At 61.1% G+C, this 22,906-nt stretch carries 27 protein-coding genes; 17 read left to right on the top strand and 10 right to left on the bottom strand.

Annotated elements, in window-relative coordinates; all coding sequences use genetic code 11:
• Positions 1-89 precede the first annotated feature (89 nt).
• The 5 genes from ureC to HCZ23_RS12830 are packed head-to-tail and all read right to left on the bottom strand — an operon-like array spanning position 90 to position 3,737.
• Entirely contained in the window at positions 90-1,832 is a 1,743-nt protein-coding gene (ureC, locus tag HCZ23_RS12850; protein WP_167602125.1) for an urease subunit alpha, read from the bottom strand.
• A 12-nt stretch (positions 1,833-1,844) separates the two neighbouring features.
• Entirely contained in the window at positions 1,845-2,219 is a 375-nt protein-coding gene (locus HCZ23_RS12845; protein WP_254870307.1) for a lysozyme inhibitor LprI family protein, read from the bottom strand.
• On the bottom strand, positions 2,216-2,521 hold the full coding sequence (locus HCZ23_RS12840; RefSeq protein WP_167602124.1) for an urease subunit beta: 306 nt from the start codon (positions 2,519-2,521) through the stop codon (positions 2,216-2,218). The genes HCZ23_RS12845 and HCZ23_RS12840 overlap by 4 nt, the downstream gene beginning before the upstream one ends.
• Positions 2,522-2,566: 45 nt before the next feature.
• Complete coding sequence (locus HCZ23_RS12835; protein WP_167602123.1) at positions 2,567-2,869, bottom strand: urease subunit gamma; 303 nt, start codon at positions 2,867-2,869, stop codon at positions 2,567-2,569.
• A gap of 13 nt (positions 2,870-2,882) precedes the next feature.
• Entirely contained in the window at positions 2,883-3,737 is an 855-nt protein-coding gene (locus tag HCZ23_RS12830) for an urease accessory protein UreD (protein ID WP_254870306.1), read from the bottom strand.
• Positions 3,738-3,911: 174 nt separating this feature from the next.
• On the opposite strand from HCZ23_RS12830, the gene pyrC reads away from it, so the two are divergent.
• From pyrC to HCZ23_RS12770, 12 genes are all read left to right on the top strand, one after another.
• Positions 3,912-4,952 (top strand): dihydroorotase, encoded by a 1,041-nt coding sequence (pyrC, locus tag HCZ23_RS12825; RefSeq protein ID WP_167602122.1) that lies wholly within the window; start codon positions 3,912-3,914, stop codon positions 4,950-4,952.
• A gap of 23 nt (positions 4,953-4,975) precedes the next feature.
• A complete protein-coding gene (locus HCZ23_RS12820; RefSeq protein ID WP_167602121.1) occupies positions 4,976-5,656 on the top strand; it encodes an orotate phosphoribosyltransferase in 681 nt (226 codons plus the stop codon).
• A gap of 202 nt (positions 5,657-5,858) precedes the next feature.
• The gene (locus tag HCZ23_RS12815) at positions 5,859-7,415 is read left to right on the top strand and encodes a replicative DNA helicase (protein ID WP_167602120.1); all 1,557 of its coding nucleotides are present in this window, start codon (positions 5,859-5,861) and stop codon (positions 7,413-7,415) included.
• A 68-nt stretch (positions 7,416-7,483) separates the two neighbouring features.
• Positions 7,484-8,524 carry an alanine racemase gene (gene alr / locus HCZ23_RS12810; protein WP_167602119.1) on the top strand — a complete coding sequence of 347 codons (1,041 nt, stop codon included), beginning with the start codon at positions 7,484-7,486 and terminating at the stop codon, positions 8,522-8,524.
• A complete protein-coding gene (locus HCZ23_RS12805) occupies positions 8,521-9,309 on the top strand; it encodes an ABC transporter permease (protein ID WP_167602118.1) in 789 nt (262 codons plus the stop codon). Before alr ends, HCZ23_RS12805 begins: the two co-directional genes overlap by 4 nt.
• Entirely contained in the window at positions 9,306-10,055 is a 750-nt protein-coding gene (locus tag HCZ23_RS12800) for an ABC transporter ATP-binding protein (protein ID WP_167602117.1), read from the top strand. The genes HCZ23_RS12805 and HCZ23_RS12800 overlap by 4 nt, the downstream gene beginning before the upstream one ends.
• Positions 10,052-10,498: a paraquat-inducible protein A gene (locus tag HCZ23_RS12795; protein WP_167602116.1), complete on the top strand. Its 447-nt coding sequence runs from the start codon at positions 10,052-10,054 to the stop codon at positions 10,496-10,498. Before HCZ23_RS12800 ends, HCZ23_RS12795 begins: the two co-directional genes overlap by 4 nt.
• 62 nt (positions 10,499-10,560) lie before the next feature.
• Positions 10,561-11,931, top strand: coding sequence for a DNA repair protein RadA (gene radA, locus HCZ23_RS12790; RefSeq protein ID WP_167602115.1), 1,371 nt, complete (start codon positions 10,561-10,563; stop codon positions 11,929-11,931).
• A gap of 183 nt (positions 11,932-12,114) precedes the next feature.
• On the top strand, positions 12,115-12,669 hold the full coding sequence (locus HCZ23_RS12785) for a CvpA family protein (RefSeq protein ID WP_167602250.1): 555 nt from the start codon (positions 12,115-12,117) through the stop codon (positions 12,667-12,669).
• A gap of 353 nt (positions 12,670-13,022) precedes the next feature.
• Complete coding sequence (gene purF / locus HCZ23_RS12780) at positions 13,023-14,528, top strand: amidophosphoribosyltransferase (protein ID WP_167602114.1); 1,506 nt, start codon at positions 13,023-13,025, stop codon at positions 14,526-14,528.
• A gap of 3 nt (positions 14,529-14,531) precedes the next feature.
• Positions 14,532-15,050: a DUF2199 domain-containing protein gene (locus tag HCZ23_RS12775; RefSeq protein WP_167602113.1), complete on the top strand. Its 519-nt coding sequence runs from the start codon at positions 14,532-14,534 to the stop codon at positions 15,048-15,050.
• A 31-nt stretch (positions 15,051-15,081) separates the two neighbouring features.
• Complete coding sequence (locus tag HCZ23_RS12770; protein WP_175580905.1) at positions 15,082-15,750, top strand: SDR family oxidoreductase; 669 nt, start codon at positions 15,082-15,084, stop codon at positions 15,748-15,750.
• A 169-nt stretch (positions 15,751-15,919) separates the two neighbouring features.
• Here HCZ23_RS12770 and HCZ23_RS12765 read toward each other — a convergent pair whose 3' ends face one another.
• Entirely contained in the window at positions 15,920-16,309 is a 390-nt protein-coding gene (locus HCZ23_RS12765) for a VOC family protein (RefSeq protein WP_167602112.1), read from the bottom strand.
• An 87-nt stretch (positions 16,310-16,396) separates the two neighbouring features.
• On the opposite strand from HCZ23_RS12765, the gene surE reads away from it, so the two are divergent.
• The 3 genes from surE to HCZ23_RS12750 all read left to right on the top strand — a co-directional run bounded on the left by surE (position 16,397) and on the right by HCZ23_RS12750 (position 19,071).
• Entirely contained in the window at positions 16,397-17,179 is a 783-nt protein-coding gene (surE, locus tag HCZ23_RS12760) for a 5'/3'-nucleotidase SurE (RefSeq protein WP_167602111.1), read from the top strand.
• The gene (locus HCZ23_RS12755; RefSeq protein WP_167602110.1) at positions 17,179-17,820 is read left to right on the top strand and encodes a protein-L-isoaspartate(D-aspartate) O-methyltransferase; all 642 of its coding nucleotides are present in this window, start codon (positions 17,179-17,181) and stop codon (positions 17,818-17,820) included. The genes surE and HCZ23_RS12755 overlap by 1 nt, the downstream gene beginning before the upstream one ends.
• 69 nt (positions 17,821-17,889) lie before the next feature.
• Positions 17,890-19,071, top strand: coding sequence for a LysM peptidoglycan-binding domain-containing protein (locus HCZ23_RS12750; RefSeq protein WP_167602109.1), 1,182 nt, complete (start codon positions 17,890-17,892; stop codon positions 19,069-19,071).
• A 77-nt stretch (positions 19,072-19,148) separates the two neighbouring features.
• Here HCZ23_RS12750 and HCZ23_RS12745 read toward each other — a convergent pair whose 3' ends face one another.
• From HCZ23_RS12745 to HCZ23_RS12730, 4 genes are all read right to left on the bottom strand, one after another.
• Positions 19,149-19,991 carry an ATP-binding protein gene (locus HCZ23_RS12745; protein WP_167602108.1) on the bottom strand — a complete coding sequence of 281 codons (843 nt, stop codon included), beginning with the start codon at positions 19,989-19,991 and terminating at the stop codon, positions 19,149-19,151.
• Positions 19,981-20,871: a twin-arginine translocase subunit TatC gene (gene tatC / locus HCZ23_RS12740; protein ID WP_167602107.1), complete on the bottom strand. Its 891-nt coding sequence runs from the start codon at positions 20,869-20,871 to the stop codon at positions 19,981-19,983. Before tatC ends, HCZ23_RS12745 begins: the two co-directional genes overlap by 11 nt.
• On the bottom strand, positions 20,868-21,335 hold the full coding sequence (tatB, locus tag HCZ23_RS12735; protein WP_167602106.1) for a Sec-independent protein translocase protein TatB: 468 nt from the start codon (positions 21,333-21,335) through the stop codon (positions 20,868-20,870). Before tatB ends, tatC begins: the two co-directional genes overlap by 4 nt.
• 70 nt (positions 21,336-21,405) lie before the next feature.
• Positions 21,406-21,621, bottom strand: coding sequence for a twin-arginine translocase TatA/TatE family subunit (locus tag HCZ23_RS12730; RefSeq protein WP_167602105.1), 216 nt, complete (start codon positions 21,619-21,621; stop codon positions 21,406-21,408).
• A 219-nt stretch (positions 21,622-21,840) separates the two neighbouring features.
• Here HCZ23_RS12730 and HCZ23_RS12725 point away from each other — a divergent pair, with 219 nt between their 5' ends.
• Together HCZ23_RS12725 and HCZ23_RS12720 are read left to right on the top strand one after the other, a co-directional pair.
• A complete protein-coding gene (locus HCZ23_RS12725) occupies positions 21,841-22,167 on the top strand; it encodes a hypothetical protein (RefSeq protein WP_167602104.1) in 327 nt (108 codons plus the stop codon).
• Positions 22,168-22,170: 3 nt separating this feature from the next.
• Positions 22,171-22,896 (top strand): YafY family protein, encoded by a 726-nt coding sequence (locus HCZ23_RS12720; protein WP_217703193.1) that lies wholly within the window; start codon positions 22,171-22,173, stop codon positions 22,894-22,896.
• The last annotated feature ends 10 nt before the right edge of the window (positions 22,897-22,906 follow it).

Raw genomic sequence — 22,906 nt, 5'->3', positions numbered from 1 at the left:
CAAACAATGCAACACCCGACGCACTCACACCAAAGACCGCAAGACGCCGCCAAAAGCCGCACCCTGCAGGACATCTGCTCGCAGAACCATCAGAACAAGAAGTAGCGTTGCGCCATCGGAAGCTCTGTGGCAGGCTCACAGGTCAGCAATTCGCCATTCGCCCGCACCTCATAGGTCTCGGGATTCACCTCGATCTCCGGCGTAGCATCGTTCATCACCATCGAGGATTTGCCGATCGTGCGGGTGTTCTCCACCGCGACCGTCGTTTTGGCGAGGCCAAGCGCCTTGCCCACGCCCTCGGCCTGCGCGGCCTGGCTGACAAAGAGCACGGCGGAGTGCTCAACCGCACGGCCCATGGAGGCAAACATCGGACGGCTATAGACCGGCTGCGGCGTCGGGATCGAGGCATTCGGATCGCCCATCTGCGCCACGGCAATCGAGCCGCCCAGCAAAACCATCTCAGGTTTCACTCCGAAAAACGCCGGCGACCAGATCACCAGATCGGCGCGTTTGCCCACTTCGATGGAGCCGATATGCTGGCTCATGCCATGCGCAATCGCCGGGTTGATCGTGTATTTCGCGACATAGCGCTTAACCCGCATATTGTCATTGTCGCCGGTCTCATCCGACAGACGCCCACGCTGTTTCTTCATCTTATCGGCGGTCTGCCAGGTGCGGATGATCACCTCGCCCACACGGCCCATGGCCTGACTGTCCGACGAGATGACCGAAAACGCCCCCATGTCATGCAGGATGTCCTCGGCGGCGATGGTTTCCTTGCGAATGCGGCTTTCGGCAAAGGCCACGTCCTCGGGGATAGATTTGTCGAGGTGGTGACAGACCATCAACATGTCGAGGTGCTCTTCGAGCGTGTTCTGAGTAAAGGGCCGCGTCGGGTTGGTCGAGGACGGCAGAATGTTCTCATGTCCGACCACCTTGATGATGTCCGGCGCGTGACCGCCGCCCGCACCTTCGGTGTGATAGGCGTGGATCGTGCGGCCTTTGATGGCGGCCAGCGTGTTCTCCACAAAGCCGCTCTCGTTCAGCGTATCCGTGTGGATCATCACCTGAACGTCCATGTCATCGGCGACAGAGAGACAACAATCGATCGCCCCCGGCGTCGTGCCCCAATCCTCGTGCAGCTTCATCGCGGCGGCGCCCGCTTTGATCATCTCGACCAGAGCCTGCGGTTGGCTGGCGTTGCCTTTGCCTGCGAGCGCGATGTTCATCGGCACACCGTCCAGCGCCTGCAACATCCGCCCGATGTGCCAGGGCCCCGGCGTACAGGTGGTCGCAAGCGTGCCATGCGCCGGCCCCGTGCCACCGCCCAGCATCGTGGTCAGGCCAGAATGTAGAGCATCTTCAATCTGTTGCGGGCAGATAAAGTGGATGTGGCTGTCAAAACCGCCCGCCGTGATGATCCGGCCCTCGCCCGCAATCGCTTCGGTCCCCGGCCCGACAATGATGTCCACGCCCGGCTGCGTGTCGGGATTACCCGCCTTGCCGATGCCTGCGATCCGCCCGTCCTTGAGCCCGATGTCGGCCTTGTAGATGCCGGTCACGTCCAAGATCAGAGCGTTGGTGATCACCGTGTCGACCGCACCCTCGGCGCGGCTTTTCTGCGACTGGCCCATGCCATCTCGGATCACCTTGCCGCCGCCGAATTTGACCTCTTCGCCATAAAGCGGCGCGTTGCGGCCCGCCCCGGCCAGCTCGGAGGTCAGGTCGCGCTCGACCTCGATGATCAGATCGGTGTCCGCCAGACGCACCCTGTCGCCGGTGGTCGGCCCGAACATATCGGCATAGGTCGCGCGGGAAATCTTTGCAGGCATGGTTTATCCCTCTCAATTCATCTCGTAGACGGCGCGCATCTCTTCCGTGCGCTGGCGCGTCAAATGTTCCAAACAGGTGTAGACGATCAGCGGCTGGATCGAACCGCCCTCGAACAGGATGCCTTCGGCCTCGCAGGCCGCGTCACGATACGGAATCCACGCGCGTTGCGCGGTGCGCAGCGCCTCTGCTGTCGCGTCGCTCATGCTGTTCGCCCGATCCATGGCCCAAGCATAGGTGTCGTTCAGGTCCTCATCGGCCTTCACCCAAGCCTCATGCGCACAGGCATTCATGGCGGATTGCGTCATCGCATCGTCGCAATCGAGCGCCTGCGCCGACACCCCAAAAGGCAGCACAAAGACGAGGGATATGAAAGCCTTGCGGATCAAAGCTGACCCATCACTTTCTGATTGAAGCCGTAAACCTCACGCGCGCCCGACAAAGGCACAAGGTCAACTTCGCGCGTCTGCCCCGGCTCAAACCGCACCGCTGTCCCGGCGGCGATGTCGAGCCGTTTGCCCTTTGCCGCTTCACGGTCGAAGTCGAGCCCCACGTTGGTCTCGTAGAAATGATAATGCGAGCCGACCTGCACCGGACGGTCGCCGGTGTTGGACACGGTCAGCGTCGTCACCTCGGCGCCTGCGTTCAATTCGATCTCGCCCTCTTGAATAAAGTACTCTCCGGGAATCATCTCAGGCTCCTGACTTTTTCTTGGTCAAAATACTCATCTCCGATCTTACCGGATCGGATGGTGAACGGTGACAAGCTTGGTGCCATCGGGGAAAGTCGCCTCGACCTGCACCTCGTGGATCATCTCGGCGATGCCGTCCATGCACATGTCTTTCGTCACCACATGCGCCGCCGTTTGCATCAGCTCGGACACCATCTTGCCGTCCCGCGCGCCCTCGACCACGAAATCGGTGATCAGCGCAATCGCCTCCGGGTGGTTCAGTTTCACCCCCCGCTCCAACCGGCCCCGCGCCACCATGGCGGCGAGCGAAACCAAAAGCTTGTCCTTTTCCCTGGGCGTCAGGTTCATCGTCGTCCCTCATTCACATTTGCCAGACCCGCGGCAGATCCGCCTGTCTGATCGTCTTCACAACCTGCGCCACGTAGCGGCGCAATGGATAGCCATCCCCGGCCATCGCCCGGATCACAAGCTTGCCGTTCCAGCCGGAGACCCCCGCCGTCACGCCGTCTTGGGTGATCTGCTTTATAAGTTCGGCCTGCGCCTCTGCACCTTGATCGAAGAGCCCGATGGTGGCAATGGCCCGCGCGCCGCCAAGGGTGGCGGCGTGATCGCGGATCGCCAAAAGCCCCGCGTCGATTTCCAATGGCTCAAGGAATTCCAGCCGCCCGGCGCGGCGAATGTCGCGGCGATCCGTCAGATGCAGCGTCTCGATCACCTCGCCCATGGCGGCGCGGCCCAAGACAAGGCTCTCGACAAAGAGAAACCGCGCATTGCCGGCGATCTCGGCAGATGTTCGGCGCGACAGGCGCGATTTTTCGAACAGAATGGTTTCCTGCGGCAACCACTCCAAAGACGCCCCGGCCCCCGCGACCAAGGACACGGTCACCTCGGCATCGGCGCCGCCTTTGAGGGAAGCATAGGCCCGCTCGGCGGTTTGCGTGGTGCCGATGAGACGCCCATCGCTTTCGACCTCAAGCCGGTAGTCCAACCGGTCCCCTGCGGTCAAGCCACCGGATGTATTGAGAAAAACCACTTCGGGCACAGCGGAATGCACCTTTGGCATCATCGCTTTGGCGGAGCCGGATTGATGCAAATCCCGCAGGCCTTTCGGCCCCATCACCACATGCGCACGGCCCCGCACCCGCTGCATCGCAGGCTGCGCGACCGGCATCGCAGCCGCCTGCAAACTCTCATCTGTGCGCCGCGTGTCCAGCATTCGGATCCTCCAAGTCGTCCTGAGACTAGCGGCACCCGGCGACTGGCTTCAATCCTACATCCGGCGCTTCTCACGGGGAAGCTCCCAAAAACCAACCATTCGCTCAAAAAATAAGCGCACACCAGCCCCTTGCTCTCTCTGGCGCTTTGGCCCGGAAAGAGGTAATCCAAGCGCATGACCGAGACTCTCACCATCCGCCGCCCCGACGACTGGCACCTGCATCTGCGCGATGGCGCGATGTTGGAGGCCGTCCTGCCCGAAACCACGCGCCATTTCGCCCGCGCCATCGTGATGCCGAACCTCGTGCCGCCGGTGGTCACCATGGATGACGCAAGCGCCTACCGCGAACGCATCCTCAAGGCGAACCCGCGCAAGGGCCAGTTCGACCCGCTGATGACGCTCTATCTCACCGAGCAAACCGACCCGGACGATGTGGCTCTGGCCCATGCCTCGGGTTTGGTGAAAGCCGTGAAACTCTATCCGGCGGGGGCCACGACCAACTCCGCCTCGGGGGTCACGCATTTCGATAAAGTGCGGCCAGTGTTGGAAAAAATGGCCGAAATTGGCCTGCCGCTTTGCGTTCATGGCGAAGTGGTGCATGGCGATGTCGATATTTTCGACCGCGAGAAAGTCTTCATCGACACGGTGCTGGACCCGATCCGCACCTCGACCCCCGGCCTCAAGGTCGTGATGGAACATATCACAACGAAAGAGGGCGCGGAGTATGCCCGCGAAGGCGGCAAAAACCTTGGCGCGACGATCACGACGCACCATCTGGTGATCAACCGCAACCACATCCTCGTGGGCGGGATCAAGCCGCATTACTACTGCCTGCCGGTGGCGAAACGCGAGACCCACCGTCTGGCTTTGGTAGAGGCCGCGACCTCGGGCGATCCGAGCTATTTTCTGGGCACCGACAGCGCGCCGCACCTCGATGGCGACAAGGAAAGCGCCTGCGGCTGTGCCGGCTGTTTCACCGCGACGAACACCATGTCGATCCTCGCCGAGGTCTTCGAGGCCGAGGGCGCGCTGGACAAGCTTGAGGCCTTCACCTCGATGAACGGGCCGAATTTCTACGGGCTGCCGCTCAACGAGGCGACGATCACGCTGCGCAAAGGCACGCCGGTGCAATATCCCGCGAAAATCGACACGGCCAACGGGCCGGTGACGGTGTTCGACCCGCAAATGCCGCTCCACTGGAGCGTGGAAGCGTAGTTCTGGCTTAAGAGAGGCTGACCATGATCCCTTCGTCCTTCCCCGATGAGACCGAAATCGCCCGTCTGACGGCGCGCATGCTGTTGGAAATCGGTGCGGTGAATTTCCGCCCCGAGGACCCGTATATCCTCGCCTCCGGCCTGCCCTCGCCGACCTATATCGATTGTCGCAAGCTGATTTCCTATCCGCGCATTCGTTCGACGCTGATGGATTTCATGGCGGTGCAGATCATGCGTCAGGCTGGCTTCGAGGCCTTTGACAACATCGCCGGTGGCGAAACCGCAGGCATTCCGTTCGCCGCCATGGTGGCCGAACGTCTTGGCCTGCCGATGAGCTATGTTCGGAAGAAACCGAAGGGCTACGGCCGGAACGCCCGGATCGAAGGCGCTATGTCTGAGGGCGAACGCGTGTTGTTGGTCGAGGATCTGACCACCGACGGCGGCTCGAAACTGTCCTTCGTCGATGCGATCCGTGAGACGGGCGCGAGCTGTGGCTGGACGGCGGTGATTTTCTACTACGGCATCTTCCCGGAGACGGAAAAGACGCTGGGCGATCACGGGGTAAAGCTCATCAGCCTGTGCACCTGGTGGGACGTTCTGGCCGAGGCGAAGAAACAGAAAATCTTCGACGCCAGCACGTTGGCCGAAGTCGAACATTTCCTCGGCGCACCGCGCGCCTGGCAGGAAAAGCATAAGAAAGACTGAGCGCCTCCCGTGCCTCAGCCCCTGCTCAAAATTTCAACGTCGCCCCAGCGGGCGGCGTTTTTCTTTGCATCGCGCAGGCTTAGCCCGACCCGCAGAGTTATCCACAAAATATACATTTTGCGGTGCCCTGCCCGGGTGGTTTAAGACACTCAAATCCGAGAGCAACACGCGACTCGCGGATCATAAAAAGAGGGCAGAAAACATGAGTGAAATCGCCAAACTCGACAGCCACCGCGGGGAGAAATCCACCGGTGCCGATGCCGCATCGGGCACGGAGACTGGCGGCAATGGCACCTCTGTGATCACCTCTTACGCGGGCGCCGTGCCGCATAATATCGAGGCGGAACAACAGCTTCTTGGTGCGCTTCTGACCAACAACGATGTCTTCGACAAGATCGTGTCGATCATCGCGCCGGATCATTTCTATGACCCGGTCCACAAGGATATTTTCGAAAAAGCCGCCGAGCGGATTTCGAAAAACATGCTGGCCTCGCCGGTGACGCTCAAGGCCTATATGGAGGACCATGTCGGCCTCCAGGAGCTGGGCGGCACGGCCTATCTCGCACGTCTCGCCGCCTCGGCGATCTCGACCTACGCGGTGCGCGACTACGCGCAGCTGATTTATGACCTGTTCCTGCGCCGCCAGCTCATCGAGCTGGGCAATGAAATCGCGGGCGCGGCCTCATCGGGGTCGGACACCCGGGACCCGAGCGAACAGATCGTCGCCGCCGAACAGCGCCTCTACGGCCTCGCCGAACAGGGCAAGGGAGAAACGGGGTTCACGTCGTTTCTCTCCGCCGTCACCCAGGCCGTGCTGAACGCCAACGCCGCCTATGAGCGCGGCGGCGGCATGGCGGGGATTGAAACGAAACTCATTGATCTCGATAAGAAAATGGGGGGCCTGCACCCCTCCGACTTGATCATTCTTGCGGGGCGTCCCTCGATGGGGAAAACCTCGCTTGCGACCAACATCGCCTTCAACATTGCGAAATCCTACAAAAAGGGCCAGCTCCCCGACGGGCGCCAAGGCGCCGTCGAGGGCGGTGTCGTGGGATTTTACTCGCTCGAAATGAGCGCCGAACAATTGGCGGCGCGTATTCTGGCCGAGGCCTCCGAGATTTCCTCGCACAAGATCCGCCAAGGTGACATGACCGAGGACGAATTCCGTCGCTTCGTCGATGCCGCCAAGACGCTGGAAAGCTGTCCGCTTTATATCGACGACACGCCCTCGATCCCGATCTCGCAGCTTGCGGCCCGTGCTCGGCGCTTGCAGCGGACCCATGGGCTCGATCTTTTGATCGTCGACTACCTGCAGCTTGTGCGCGGCACGTCCCGGACCGAAGGCAACCGGGTGCAGGAAATCGGCGAAATTTCCATGGGGCTCAAAGCCATCGCGAAAGAGTTGAACATCCCGGTGATCGCGCTGTCGCAGCTCTCGCGGACGGTGGAGTCCCGCGACGACAAACGCCCGCAGCTCTCGGATTTGCGCGAATCCGGCTCCATCGAGCAGGACGCCGACGTGGTGATGTTCGTGTACCGTGGCGAATATTACAAAGAGCGTGAAAAGCCGGATGACGACAACCTCGAGGCGATGGAAAAGTGGATGGCCGACATGGAGCGCCTGCACGCCAAGGCCGAGGTCATCCTCGGCAAACAGCGTCACGGTCCGATCGGCACGGTCGAGTTGAGTTTTGAGGCGGAGTTCACCCGCTTTGGCAACCTCGCCGCCGACCGCTACAACAATTACGATTACGAATAACGTCTAAAGGGTCAGGCGCGCGTCCTTTCGTCTTGCGACTCCCGGCGCGCACCGTCAAATACATCGACATGGGTACTTCAGTTCTACAAATCGATCTCGGGGCACTGGCCGACAATTGGCGCGCCCTCGACAAGCTCTCCTCTGACGCGGTGGAAACCGCCGCTGTCTTGAAGGCCGACGCCTATGGGTTGGGTGTCGCCAAAGCCGCGCGCGCCTTGATGAAAGCCGGCGTCAAAAAGTTTTTCGTCGCCGCCGCCGAAGAAGGCGTGACCCTGCGCCAAGCCGTGGGGCCGACGCCCTGGATCGGCGTTTTCTCTGGCCACATGGCGGGCGACACGGATATGATCTGCGACATGAATCTGGTGCCGATGCTCAATTCTCTCGACCAGATCACCCGCCATTTCGAGGCCCTGCCCGGCGCGCCTTTTGGCATTCAGCTTGACACCGGCATGAACCGTCTGGGCCTTGAGCCTGCCGAATGGGATGCGGTCAAAGCATTGGTCATAAAGGCGAATCCCGCCCTGATCATGAGCCACCTCGCCTGTTCCGACGAACCGGATCACCCGATGAATGCACAACAACTGGCGGCCTTTCGCGCGATGACCGATGGGGTCAAAGTGCCCCGTGCGCTCTCCGCGACCGGCGGATTGTTACTGGGCCCCGACTACCATTTCGATCTGGTCCGCCCCGGCATCGGGCTTTATGGCGGCTTTCCCTATGAGGACGGCAAACCGGTCGTGAAACTCGAATGCCCGGTGATCCAGACCCGCGATGTCATGCCCGGCGAAACCGTCGGCTATTCGAACAGCTGGACCGCCGACGTGCCGTCACGCATCGCCACCGTTTCGGCGGGCTATGCCGACGGCATCACGCGGCTGTTTTCCAACAAGGCAGTGTTGTTCGACGGCGCGACCCCCTGCCCGCTCGTGGGCCGTGTCTCGATGGACCTGATCACCGTGGACATCACCCATCTCGATCATGTGCCGCGCGCGCTTGATCTCTTGTGTGCCCATCAAACGCCGGACGATTTGGCCACCATTGGCCAGACCATCGGCTATGAAATCCTGACCTCTCTGGGGGCGCGGTATCAGCGCCGCTACATCGGATGACGGCGATTTTGACCCGCCCTCTGGCCGCTCTTGGCGCGGCGGTTTTGGCCGCTTTGGCCAGCGTCGGGCGGGTGGCCTTGTTTGCGCTTTCGGCCTTTCGCCACATCATCACGCCGCCTTTTTACGGCCGCGAATTCCTGCATTCTTTGATGACGGTGGGCTATCTGTCGCTCCCCGTTGTGGGGCTGACCGCGATTTTCACCGGCGGCGCTTTGGCGTTGCAAATCTATGCCGGTGGCTCGCGCTTCTCCGCCGAACAGGTCGTGCCGCAGATCGTCGCCTTGGGGGTCGTGCGCGAGCTGGGCCCCGTCATGGTCGGCCTGATGATGGCCGCGCGCGTGACCTCGTCGATTGCCGCCGAGATTGCCACGATGAAGGTCACGGAGCAGATCGACGCATTGGTCACACTCTCGACCGATCCGATGAAATATCTCACCGCGCCACGCGTCTTTGCCGGTCTCGTCACCGTGCCTTTGCTCGTGGCCGTGGGCGACACGATTGGCGTCTTCGGCGGTTGGTTCGTCTCGACGCAATCTCTGGGGTTCAACCCCGCGACCTACCTCAAGAACACCGTCGACTTTCTCGAGGCCTCTGACATCATTTCCTCGCTCGTCAAGGGCGCGGCCTTTGGCGTGATCGCGACGCTGATGGGGTGTTATTTCGGCATGAACTCGGGCCGGGGCGCACAGGGCGTGGGGCGTGCGACGAAATCCTCCGTGGTGGCCGCAGCCGTCTTGATCCTCGCGGCCAACTTCCTTTTGACACAGGCGTTTTTCAGCACATGATCAGCCTAGAGAATGTCCATAAAGCCTTTGGGTCCAAAGAGATTTTGCGTGGCGTCGATCTGAATGTCGCGCGCGGCGAAAGCTGTGTGATCATCGGCGGCTCGGGCACCGGGAAATCGGTGACGCTGAAATGCATTCTCGGGCTTATCACGCCGGATCAAGGCACGATCAAAGTGGGTGGCGAAGACATCACTGCGACCGGCGACCGCGATGCGTTCCTCGCCCGGTTCGGCATGTTGTTCCAAGGGGCTGCGCTGTTTGACAGTCTTCCGGTCTGGCAAAACGTGGCCTTTCGCCTCTTGCGTGGGTCGCTCAAGCGTCCGAAAGCGGAAGCGCGCGAGATCGCTATCGAAAAGCTGCGCCGCGTGGGGCTTGGGCCCGATGTGGCCGATCTCTTCCCCGCCGAACTCTCGGGCGGGATGCAGAAACGCGTGGGGCTGGCGCGTGCCATCGCCGCCGATCCTGAGATCATTTTCTTTGACGAACCCACCACCGGCCTCGACCCGATCATGGCGGGAGTGATCAACGAATTGATCCGCGAAATCGTCGTCGAGATGGGCGCGACCGCCGTGACGATCACCCATGACATGACCTCCGTGCGTGCGATTGCCGACAAGGTGGCGATGCTGCACCGGGGCAAAATCCGCTGGTTTGGCCCCGTGGCCGAGATGGACAGCGCGGATGATCCCTATCTCAAACAGTTCATCACCGGCTCCGCCGAGGGGCCGATTGAAACACTGCGATGAGCAAGCTGCGCCTTCTCAACCTGTCGCTTTTGATCCTCTTTCCCATCGCCTGGGCCGCGCCTTTGTTGAAGGCGGGGCTGTTGCCGCTGTTTGCCCTGTCGGAAATCTCGGTTCTCTCTGGGATCGGCGCATTGTGGGAAAAGGACAAGTTTTTGGCGCTTGTCGTGGTGTTTTTCGCGATTTTGGCCCCGATTGGGAAAGTTTTAGCGATGGAGGGCCTGCTGTCCGGCCGCCTGTCTGACAACCTGTCAGAGCGTGTGAAGCCCTGGCTCTATCACCTTGGGCGGTTGGCCATGGCGGATGTGTTCCTGATCGCGATCTATATCACGGTCGCGAAAGGCATCGGGGTGGGACGGCTTGAAGTGGGCTGGGGGCTTTATCTGTTTACGCTCTGCGTGCTTGTGAGCCTCGGCTTGAGTATTTTTACCAAGAAAAAGACCTGAGTGCTTGCGGAAGACGCGCACGGCGGATTAGAACGAAGCAAGAACAATTTAAAGGCAGCAGAATGGCCAAGGCGCAGAAGAATTTCGTGTGCTCCAATTGCGGGGCGGTGACGACCAAATGGTCGGGGCGCTGTGATGGCTGTGGCGAGTGGAACACGATTGTCGAGGAAAAGCCGCTCTCCGCGGCGGGGCCCACGAAAAAGACGCTGGGCGGGATGCGGGGCAAGGAAATTCCGCTCTCAAAACTCTCGACCAAGGAAAGCCCCCCGCCGCGCACCTCTTCGGGGATGGAAGAGTTTGACCGGGTGTTGGGCGGGGGTCTTGTGCCCGCCTCGGCCATCTTGGTCGGCGGCGATCCAGGGATCGGCAAATCGACGCTTTTGTTGCAGGCGGCAGCGCGATTTGCGGGCGCGGGGCTCAAGGTCATCTATATTTCCGGCGAGGAAGCCAGCGCGCAGGTGCGCATGCGCGCGCAACGTCTGGGGCTGGCTGAGGCCAATGTGCAACTGGGTGCCGAAACCAATCTGCGCGATATTTTGACGACACTGGAGAAGGAAGAGCCGGATCTGGTGATCATCGACTCGATCCAGACCATGTGGGCCGACAATGTCGAAAGCGCGCCCGGCTCTGTGTCTCAGGTGCGCGCGGCGGCGCATGAATTGACCACATTCGCCAAGACGCGCGGCGTTTCCGTGGTGCTTGTGGGCCATGTGACCAAGGAGGGTCAGTTGGCCGGGCCGCGTGTGGTCGAGCATATGGTCGACACGGTGCTCTATTTCGAGGGCGAGCGCGGGCATCAGTTCCGGCTCTTGCGCGCGGTGAAGAACCGTTTCGGTCCGGCGCATGAGATCGGTGTCTTCGAGATGACCGGCGATGGATTGTCCGAGGTGACGAATCCTTCGGCGCTGTTTCTGTCCGAACGCGATCAGCCGGCGCCGGGATCGGTGGTCTTTGCGGGCATCGAAGGCACCCGTCCGGTTTTGGTGGAATTTCAGGCCCTTGTCGCCCCCTCGCCCCACGCGCAAGCGCGGCGGACGGTGGTGGGCTGGGACGGCTCTCGTCTGGCAATGATCCTTGCCGTGTTGGAAGCGCGCTGTGGCATTCCCTTCGCGGGGTTGGATGTCTATCTCAACGTCGCGGGCGGGATGAAAGTGTCCGAACCCGCCGCCGATCTGGCCGTGGCGGCAGCGCTTTTGTCGGCGCGCGAGGATGCGGCTTTGCCGAAAGACTGCGTCGTTTTCGGCGAGTTGTCGCTGTCCGGCAGTTTGCGGCCGGTCGGGCAGACAGAGAACCGGCTGAAAGAGGCCAAGAAGCTTGGCTTTGCCTCCGCCATCGCGCCTGCGCAATCGAAAGCAGGTGAGAAAAGCGGTATGGAAATGCGCTTGATGAGCGATCTCGTGGGCTTTGTCGGCGAGGTCTTTGGTGCGGGGTGAGGCGCCGGGCAAAACCACACTCTGGAGCAGAGCAAACGCGGTTCACCTCGCCACATGCCAGCTTTTTTACCGCAACTCGGCGAAAAAGGCGGGAAAAAGGTTGAACAAATTCTCAAAACTTGGTTCTTCACCGGCGAGCCTTTCCTGACGGAACGGCAAGTGAGTTTTGACGAAGGACGTGCCATGGACGGCTTTACTATTATCGACGGCATCGTGGCGCTGGTCATCATTGTCTCTGCCATTCTTGCCTATAGCCGCGGATTTGTGCGCGAGGGCATGGCGATCGCCGGTTGGATCGTGGCGGCGATTCTGGGCTATATGTTTGCGCCGAAAGCCGTGCCGCTGGTGAAAGAAGTGCCGTACTTAGGCGATTACATCGCGGGCTCTTGCGAATTGTCGGTGATCACCGGGTTCTTCGCGGTCTTCGCACTGGCGCTCATCGTTGTCTCGGTCTTCACGCCGCTGTTTTCTTCCGCTGTGCAACGCTCTGCACTGGGCGGCATCGATCAGGGGCTTGGGTTCCTGTTCGGCGTGCTCAGAGGCATCGTTCTGGTCGCCATCGCTCTGGTCGTGGTGGACCGCGTCTCCACCGGCGATCCCATCGAGGTGCTGGAAAACTCCCGCACGGCCAAGGTCTTTGCCCGTTCCCAAGACAAGATCGACGAGAGCCTGCCGGACGATGCGCCGGATTGGATCACGCAGCGCTATGAGGCGCTGGTCTCCACCTGCACGCAGTAAGCGCGGCATCATAGACTTGCAAAGGCGGCCTTTCGGGTCGCCTTTTTCGTTGCGCCACCACGATCAACGCGCCCCTGCAATTTTTAAGAAACGCTTTATGTGATCCTTTCGTGACACTGGCTTTGATAGGCCTTAAAGGAAGGGCAAGACACCCGTGACAGGATTCGGAGCCCGGCTGGATGCGCCTTTCGCCCCAGACCTATACCTTTGAGCTTGGCGTATTGGATTGCGTCGGAACAGGTGCACCCTCTCGACTGAGAGCTTCTCAACTCACCATGACCGGGGCCCAGCCCCATTGGCCTCTCTGACCATGACGGCAGAGATCGCAGCGACGACGAATTGGAGCGACTGATATGTGCGGGATTTTTGGGATCGCGAGCCGGACGAACGATGTCTTTGCGGAGCTCTACGACGGGCTTTTGATGCTTCAGCATCGGGGTCAGGACGCCTCGGGCATTGTGACCTATGACGGCGAGTTTTTCCGCGAACGCAAAGGCTCCGGCCTTGTGAAAGACGTGTTCGGTCCGCAGGATGCGCCGAACCTTCTGGGCCGTCTCGGGCTTGGCCATGTGCGCTACCCCACCGCGGGCTCGCTTTCGGCCGCAGAGGCCCAACCGTTCTTCGTCAATGCGCCCTACGGCATCTACCTCGTGCACAACGGCAATATCACCAACACCGAAGAGCAGCGCGCCAAGGTGGTCGGCAAGTATTCCCGCCATCTGCGCACCACCTCCGACAGTGAAATCCTGTTGAACGTGCTGGCAGACAAGGTCTCTGACGCCATCAAGGTGAACGGCACCGACGATCCGGTGCGCAACATTCTGGCTGGTGTAAAAATGACCATGGAGCGGGTGCAGGGCGCCTATTCCGTGATCTGTCTGATCGCGGGCGTCGGCCTTTTGGCCTTCCGCGATCCGCATGGCATCCGCCCGCTCTCTGTCGCAAAACGCGAAACCGACGCAGGCGATGAATATTCCTTTGCGTCTGAGGACGTGGCCTTTGGCATCAACGGCTTCGAGAAAATCCGCGACATGGCCCCGGGCGAGGCGATCCTGATCGACCTCGACGGCAATATGCACAAACGCCAATGTGTTGAGGGCAAGCTGACGCCCTGTATTTTCGAATATGTCTATCTCGCCCGTCCCGACAGCATGCTCGACGGCATCTCCGTCTACAAAACCCAGCTCCGCATGGGTCAGACGCTGGCACAGCAAATCCTCGACAGCGGGTTCGAGATCGACGCGATCATCCCGGTGCCGGACAGCGCACGTCCTGCGGCGCTTGAGGTCTCCAACATCACCGGCATTCGCTACCGCGAGGGTCTGGTGAAAAACCGCTATGTGGGCCGGACCTTCATCATGCCGGGCCAGAGCGAGCGTCAAAAGTCCGTGCGTCGCAAGTTGAACGCGATGGAATTGGAGATGAAGGGGCGCAATATCCTTTTGGTCGACGACAGCATCGTGCGCGGCAATACGATCAAGAAGATCGTCCAGATGTGTCGCGAAGCCGGCGCCAAGAAGGTCTACATCGCCTCGGCCTCCCCGCCGGTGAAATACGCCAATGTCTACGGCATCGACATGCCCACGAAAGAAGAGCTGGTCGCCAACAACCGCAGCGTTGAGGAAATCTGTGACTATCTCAACGCCGACGGTCTGATCTATCAAAAGCTCGAAGACCTCATCTGGGCCGCCAAAGAGGGCAACCCGGAGATCGAGGCCTTTGATTGCTCCTGTTTCAACGGCGAATATGTCACGGGCGTCTCACCGGAATACCTCGCCTCTTTGGAGACCTCCTCGCGTGTCAGCGAGAAGATGAAAGACAAAGGCGTCGAAAAAGCCACCTCCTCGCTCGCGTGCTGAACCTTGGCCTCCCTGCTTGATCTCGACCCGCGCTGGCGCGCGCTCATGGACCCGGACGGCCCGTTCGGCGGGCTGATCGACATCGGCTTCGATCACCCCTCCGACTGGCCGCATGAAGCGCGTGGCGAGGCCCCCTTTGTCAAAGCGGGCGACGACCAACTGGCCTCTGAGCTGTGCCGTCTCAAAGATCGGCGGTTCCTGCGCGCCACGCTTTCCCTGCCGCTGCGCGGCTCGGACGAGGCGCTGATGGTGGCGCTTTGGGTCGAGGTGCCGCACGCGGTGTTCTATGCCTATCTCGACCTTTTGGACGGCGGCGCTGTCCCCGACTCGACGCCTGCAACACTGGCCAACGATCTCTCGCCTCTGGCAGTTCAGGGCAGTCAGGTGACGCTCGGGTTCGGCGACGGCACCGCGCGTCCCGAAGCGATCAGCGCCGAGGCGAAAGACATCTCCCTCGATCAGTTGATTGATCTTTACGAAGCCACCGGGACGCTTGAGCGCAGCGCGCTCAAATCCTCTTGACGCCGCGCCGGGCAACCGCCACACAAATCCCATGACAGAGATCCCAAAAATCGCCCTCATCACCGGCGCCTCGCGCGGCCTTGGCTTTTTCCTCGCCGAGGCTCTGGCGCCCGACTATCACATCGTCGCCGTCGCCAAGACCACAGGCGCGCTCGAAGAGCTCGACGACCGGATCAAGGCCAAGGGCGGTCAGGCCACCCTGGCGCCGATGGATGTCACCAACCCGGACGCCATGGCGCATCTCTGTCGCGGCATTTACGACCGTTGGGGCCACTTGGACCTCTGGGCGCATACCGCTGTTTACGCTCAACTTTTGTCCCCCGCCGATCACATGGACCCGAAAGATTTCGACCGCACGATGACCACCAATGTCATCGCGACCGGCAAGCTGATCCCGATGATCTCGCCGCTCTTGACCATGGGCGACGCGCCGGGTGAGGCGCTGTTTTTCGAGGACAACCACGCGGGCGAGAAATTCTTTGGCGCCTATGGTGCCTCAAAAGCCGCGCAGATCGCCATGGCGAAAAGCTGGCAGGCGGAGACCTCCGCGATGAGCAAAGCCCCCCGCGTCCACATCCTATCGCCCAACCCCATGCCCACCGCCACCCGCGCACGGTTCTTTCCGGGTGAGGACAAAGCGACGCTGACGCATCCGCGCGACGAGGCCCCGCGGCTGTTGAAAGAGGCGGGGCTGCTCTAAAGCCCTCTGCTAGCGGCGACGCATTGTCCGCTTTGCGGACAAAGCTGTCGTTTGAACGAAGCGCCACCGCCCGAAAACAAGCCGAAGGCGCCAGGCGTGCGCCAGACTGTCCCGGCGGTCAGGCGCACACCCTCGTGGCCAATGTCCTCTCTGGACTCAAAGCCCGTCCTCACAGAGGCGCAAACAGGTCTACCCGGTAGCCATCCGGGTCCGCCACGGTCGCATATCGTTGCCCCCAAAACGCATCCCAAGGCTGGGTGAGCACCGCAAATCCTGCCTCTTCGACCATCTTGGCTATGGCATCCACCTCCGCCGGATTGTCGCACAAGAGCGCAAAGCAGGAATGGTTCGGCGCGCGCGGCGCTTCGCCCGTCAGTTTTTCCATCAGGCTGGCATGATCGATCATCAAACGCGGCTCTCCGGGCGCCCGCACCGGTTCGACGTGATCCTCGGTCATAAAGCCGCCCTCAAAGTCGAAGCCCAAGAGCGTATAGAACGCCATCGCCCGCTCCATATCGGTTGCCGTGACCGCAACGGCGTCCAAAACAGGTTTTCCCATAGGTTTTTCCTCTCAGATCAGGCGGGCGACTTGCCGCGATTCCCAGCCTGCTTTAAGGACATAGGCAACACAAGAGAAAGCGAGCCCATGCGCATCCTGATCACCAATGACGACGGCATCAACGCGCCGGGTCTGAAAACCTTAGAGGCCATCGCGGCTGAAATTGCCGGTCCCGAGGGCGAGGTCTGGGTCGTCGCACCGGCGTTTGAGCAATCCGGCGTCGGCCATTGCATTTCCTACGCCAGCCCCACGATGATTTCCGAGCTTGGCCCGCGTCGCTGGGCCGCCGAGGGCTCGCCTGCGGATTGCGTCTTGGCAGGCCTGCACGACATCCTGCCCGCGCGTCCCGATCTGGTGCTCTCCGGCGTCAATCGTGGCAACAATGCGGGCGAAAACGTGATGTACTCGGGCACCATCGGCGGTGCCATGGAGGCCGCGTTGCAGGGTGTGAAAGCCATCGCCCTGTCGCAATTCCTCGGCCCGCACAACTATGAGGCCGAAGACCCGTTCGAGGCCGCGGCCCAACACGGCGCCCGCGTGATCCGGCATCTTCTGGACAAGGCTCCTTGGGGCGAAGACGACGTTTACCGCCTGTTTTATAATGTAAATTTCCCACCGATCCCGGCCTCTGACGTGAAAGACATCACGGTCGCGCGCCAAGGCCGTCGCAAAACCCCGGGCTTTGTGATGGAGGGCCAGGTTTCCCCCACCGGGCGGCGATTCCTGTGGGTGCGCGGCTCCGAGCAATCCGTCGACACCGGTCCTGACACCGACGTGACCGCCAATCTCGAAGGCCATATTTCAGTGACGCCGATGCGCGCCGACCTGACTGCGCATGACATGATCAAAGATCTGGAGCGTGCGCTCTGATGGCCATGACCCCTGAAGCCAAAATGCAATATCTCTTCACGCTCCGTTCCAAGGGCGTGACGGATCAGCGCACGCTTCAGGCCATGGAAAAGATCGACCGGGGCGATTTCGTCAAAGGCCTGTTCGCCGAGCGCGCCTATGAGGACATGCCGCTGCCCATCGCCTGCGGCCAGACCATTTCGCAACCCTCCGTGGTGGGGCTGATGACCCAGGCGCTCGATGTGCAACCGCGCGACAAGGTGCTCGAGGTCGGCACAGGCTCGGGCTATCAGGCCGCCGTGCTGAGCCAGCTTGCCCGCCGGGTCTACACGGTGGATCGCTATGCCCGTCTGGTGCGCGAGGCGCAGGCCGTCTTTGACCGTCTGGGCATCGTCAACATCACCTCGATGTCTGCCGATGGCTCATTCGGCCTGCCCGATCAGGCGCCTTTTGATCGCATTCTTGTGACCGCCGCGGCAGAGGACCCTCCCGGGCCCCTCTTGGCGCAGTTGAAAACTGGCGGTATCATGGTCTTGCCGGTCGGTCAGTCCGACGCCGTGCAAAGCCTGATCAAGGTGACGCGGCTCGAGGACGGTTTCGATTACGAAGAACTGCGCGCCGTGCGTTTCGTGCCCCTCGTCGAGGGGATGGGTCAGGAGTGACCGAGTTTTAGACACCTCCGTCAGAGAGGGACCGAAGGGGATATCCCCCGCCATTGAGGACAGAGTGAGATGACGATTTTTTCGACGTTTGAGACCCGCCGTGCCGGACTTGCGATGATGGGCTGTGCCGTTTTGGCGCTGAACGCCTGTGACAAGCCGATCGATTTCGATCTGCGTGGCATGACCGATGCGTTTTCCACGGCACCTGCGGCCTCGGAAGCCAAAACCATTTCGAAACCGACGCCGAACGCGCAGGGCATCATCTCTTATCCGAATTATCAGGTCGCCGTCGCCAAACGGGGTGACACCATCGCCGATGTCGCGAACCGCACCGGCCTGTCTGTGAACGAGTTGGCGCGCTACAATGGCATCACCGATGACGTCACCCTGCGCGAAGGCGAGGTGATCGCGCTCCCGCGCCGCATAGACGGCACCTCCGCCGCCACCCGCGCAGGCACCATCGCCTCGGGCGAGCGGATCGACATCACGGCGCTCGCCGAAGAGGGGCTGAGCAACGCTGGAAGCGGCCAGACGACCACCACCACGATGACGCAGGCCAAAGCCTCCGACCCGATCGAGGGCATGGAGCCGGTGCGCCACCAGGTCAAACGCGGCGAAACCGCCTATTCCATCGCCCGCACCTACGGCATCTCCGTGCGCGCTCTGGCGGATTGGAACGGCCTCGATTCCGATCTCTCCGTCGAGGAAGGCCGTTATCTGCTGATCCCGGTGAAAGCCTCCGAAGTGACCGTGCAAGCGTCCGAGACACAGCCGGGCCAAGGCACGCCGACGCCCACACCGCCCTCGGCCTCCGAGCCCCTGCCCGACCCGGATGCCGCCAAACCCGCACCCGCGACGACCAAACCGGCGGCGGATCTCGGCGCGACGCAAACTTCGACCACCTCGGAAATGGCCAAACCCGTCTCGGGCGCAATCATCCGCGATTACGACAAGACGAAATCGAAATTCATCCTCTTCGCCGCCACCTCCGGCACGCCGGTGAAAGCCGCGAAAGACGGTACGGTGAAGCTGATCTCCACCAATGCCGATGGCGTGAAAATCATGGTCGTGGATCACGGCGGCGGCTTGCAGACGGCCTATAGCTTTATCGACGACATTGCGGTGAAGAAAGGCGACAGCGTGAAACGTGGCCAGACCATCGCCAAGGTGACCGCCAACGAATTCAACGCCTTGCAGTTCATGGTGTTCAAAGGCACCCAGACGGTCGACCCGACGCCTTATCTGAACTGACGGGATTTGAGTATTTGTAACAGCAAAGGAAACGGGGAGGTTTGGCCTTCCCGTTTTCGCTATTTAGAACCGTAGGCTCAGCCCAGCTTGACGCCCTGACGCCCCGCCAGATCGGTAAAGAACTGCCAGGCCACACGGCCTGAACGAGACCCACGCGTCGCTTGCCATTCGATGGCCTCGGCGCGGAGCGTCTCTTCCTCGACTTCGACGCCATATTCCCGACAATAGCCTCGGATCATCTCGAGATATTCGTCCTGAGAACAGGGGTGAAAACCAAGCCAAAGCCCGAAGCGGTCCGACAGAGAAACCTTTTCCTCGGTCGCCTCCGACGGGTTGATCGCGGAGCTGCGCTCGTTCTCGATCATATCGCGCGGCATCAGGTGACGGCGATTGGAGGTGGCGTAGAACAGCACATTGTCCGGGCGGCCTTCGATACCGCCGTCGAGCACCGCTTTGAGCGATTTGTAATGCTGGTCGTCATGGCTGAACGACAGGTCGTCGCAGAACAGCAGAAAGCGATGCTCGGAGCTGCGCAAGAGGTTCAAAAGACGCGCCACAGTGGGCAGGTCTTCGCGCTGCATCTCGACGATCTTGAGCGGCAGGCCTTCGGCATTCACCGCCGCATGGACGGATTTGACCAGAGAGGATTTCCCCATCCCGCGCGCGCCCCACAGGAGCGCGTTGTTGGCCGGCAAGCCACGGGCGAATTGCAGAGTGTTTTCCAGAAGCGTGTCCCGAGAGCGATCCACCCCGACGAGGAGCGAAATATCGACCCGCGAGACCGTTTTGACCGGCTGCAACGCATCGGGTTCCGTGTGCCAGACATAGGCGTCTGCGTGATCGAAATCGGGCGCGGCCAGAGGCGCCGGGGCCATGCGTTCGAGGGCCTCGGCAATGCGTTTCAGGGTCTTACTTGTCATCTTCGTCGAACTCGGCAAACAGGTCTTCGTCCTCGTCCAACACGCCAGCGGCGCGCAGCTCTTCGGTGCGTTTCTTTTCGACACGCGCGACGAGGAAGATCGAGACTTCGTAGAGGCCGTAAACCACAACGAAGAGGATCAGCTGGGTCGTCACATCCGGCGGCGTCACCAAGGCGGCGACGGTCAGGATGCCCACGACGGCGTATTTCCGGGTCGCCCGCAGGCCGCGCGCCGTCGCAAGACCAGCCTTGCCCATCAGGGTCAAAAGCACAGGAAGTTGGAAACACAGCCCGAAGGCCACGATCATTTTCAACGTGATATCAAGGCTTTCGTTGACCTTGCCGTTGAAGACGATGTCGATGCCCGTGTCGGTCGAGGCCGCCGCCACGTCACCGCCGTTGGTGACCAGCGCGCCCACGAATGACGGCAGATCGGCGAAACCAAGGAAAAAGGTCATCGCCAGCGGCACAACCACATATTGCGCGAAGGCCGCGCCCATCAGGAAGAGCACCGGAGAGGCGATCAGGAAGGGCAAAAACGCATTCTTTTCATTGCGGTAAAGCCCCGGCGCGACGAAACGCCAGAGCTGATAGGCGATCACCGGGAAGGAAATCGCCAGACCGCCGACCATGGAGATGCGAATGAGCGTGAAGAAATATTCCTGCGGCGCGGTGTATTGCATCACCGGGTTCGGGTTGCCCAAGGCGCGCATGCTCTTTTCGATCGGCACCAGGAGGAAATCGAGGATCGGACCGGCAACCGCAAAGCAGATCACCATGCCAACGACAAAGGCCAGCACCGCGCGAATGATCCGTGTGCGCAGCTCCGCCAAATGCTCGATCAAGGGCGCGCTGCTGTCTTCGATATCGCTGTCGCTCATGCGTCGCCGCCCTTCTTCTCAGTCGCCTTGTCCGACGCCTCGGCATCCAATTCGGCCTGGAGCCGCTCGGTCGCCTTTTTCGCTGCCGCATCCGAAATTTTCTTGGCCGCCTCGGCACGTTCCGGGCTCAACTCGTCTTTTTGCAACTTGTCCGTTTTCGGGGCCGCCTTGCCGTCAGCGGCCTTCATCGGGTCCCACTTCTCGAAGGTGTCCGCCGCTTCGTTGAGCTTATCGAGACCGAATTTCTTCGGGTTCGCAGCCCCCTTCAAAGCCTCGGACGCCTCTTTCATACCGCTCTCGTCCGCCGCCGCTTCCATCGCGCGGGAGAACTCGCGCGCCATGGATTTCGCCCGCGCCGTGAACCGCCCGAGCGTGCGGAACATCCCCGGCAAATCTTTGGGGCCGACGACGATCAACGCCACGACCCCGATGATCAACAGTTCTGACATGCCGATGTCAAACATCTCGCACCGCCTTGTCTAAATGCCACGTCTGAGGGGCCAAAGCCCCCAACCCAATCGAGAAAAACAGGTCTCAGACCTTGTCTTTCTCCTCCTCGGGGGTGACGTCCTTGGCGACTTCGGCAGCTTCGTCTTCGATCTCTTTGGTGCCCTCGGCCACGCCTTTTTTAAACGACGTGATGCCTTTGCCGACCTCGCCCATGAGACCGGAAATCTTGCCGCGGCCAAAGAGAACCAGAACCACGACGGCGATGAGCAGGAGGCCCGGAAGGCCGATGTTGTTGAGCATGTGTCTCTCCATTTTTCACGGGGCACGCATCGGGCCCATCACAACTCTCGGAGATTAGGATTAGGGCGCTCGTTCGGGGAGGAAAAGCGCAAAATCGCGCCTGCGGCCCCGTTGCACAACATTGGCGCGGGTTGGCGGGCTGGAAATCTTCAACTGACAGGTTTATGTCAGTTGAAGAGCCTCATTCTCAGATCATCGAAACCGAATCGGAGAGAAACGATGACTGACATTCAAATCCTTGAAACTGTTACATTTCGCCTGAACGACGGCGTCAGCGACGCAGAGTTCATGACCGTGGCCCGTGGCCTCGATGGGTACCTCGACCGGTGCGAGGGGCTTTGCGCCCGCACGCTGTCTTGTGATGAGACCGGCCTTTGGCGCGAGGATTACGTCTGGGCCAATGAGGCGGCGGCCAAATCCGCCGATGCGGGCTTTATGGCCGCGCCCGAGGCGCAGGCCTTCATGGCTCTGGTCTCCCGCGAGAGCGTGAAAATGGCCCACGCACAGGTCGCACTCCATCGCAACGTGACGGATATGGTGGCATAAGTCATGGCAGGCGGTCGCAAACAAACCGGCATCCGGCGCAGCGACCGCCTGTTCGATCTCATCCAGATTCTGCGTGACGGCAAGCTGCACAAAGCCCGCGATTTGGCCGAGCGTGTCGAGGTCTCCGAGCGCACGATCTGGCGCGATATGGCGACACTCAAGGCTTCCGGCGTGCCGGTCGAGGGCGAGCGGGGCGTCGGCTATATGATCACCGCGCCGATCACCTTGCCGCCGATGAACCTGACCATGGGCGAATTGGAAGCGCTGCATCTCGCGGTGGCCATTTTGGGCGAGGCGACGGACCCGGAACTCTCTGAAAACGCGCAAAGTTTGGCCGCGAAGATTGACGCGGTTCTGCCGGAAAACACCGGCCCGCCCGCCGCCGGTTGGGGCCATGCGGTGCATCCTTTCGCTTTCGCCGACGCCCGCGCAGGATTTCGGCATATGCCGCTTTTGCGCCAGGCCGTGCGCGACCGCAAAGTGCTCCGCATCACCTATCTTTCGCTCACGGGAGAGAGCTCCACACGGCTCGTACGGCCTTTGCAACTGGACTATTGGGGGCGGGTTTGGACCATGAGCGCCTGGTGCGAGAAACGCGCAGGATTTCGGACATTTCGAGTCGACCGCATCGAGACTGTGATCGACACAGGCGCGCAGTTCAAAGACGAACCGGGCAAGACGCTGACCGAGTTCATCGCCTATCAAAAGGCCAATAAACCTTTCCAATAAACCTTTCGCA

The organism is Celeribacter sp. HF31, from assembly GCF_011806455.1.
Taxonomy (GTDB): Bacteria; Pseudomonadota; Alphaproteobacteria; order Rhodobacterales; family Rhodobacteraceae; genus Celeribacter.
Note: the sequence above shows the minus strand (reverse complement) of the source record. Positions and strands in the feature narration are given on the sequence as shown.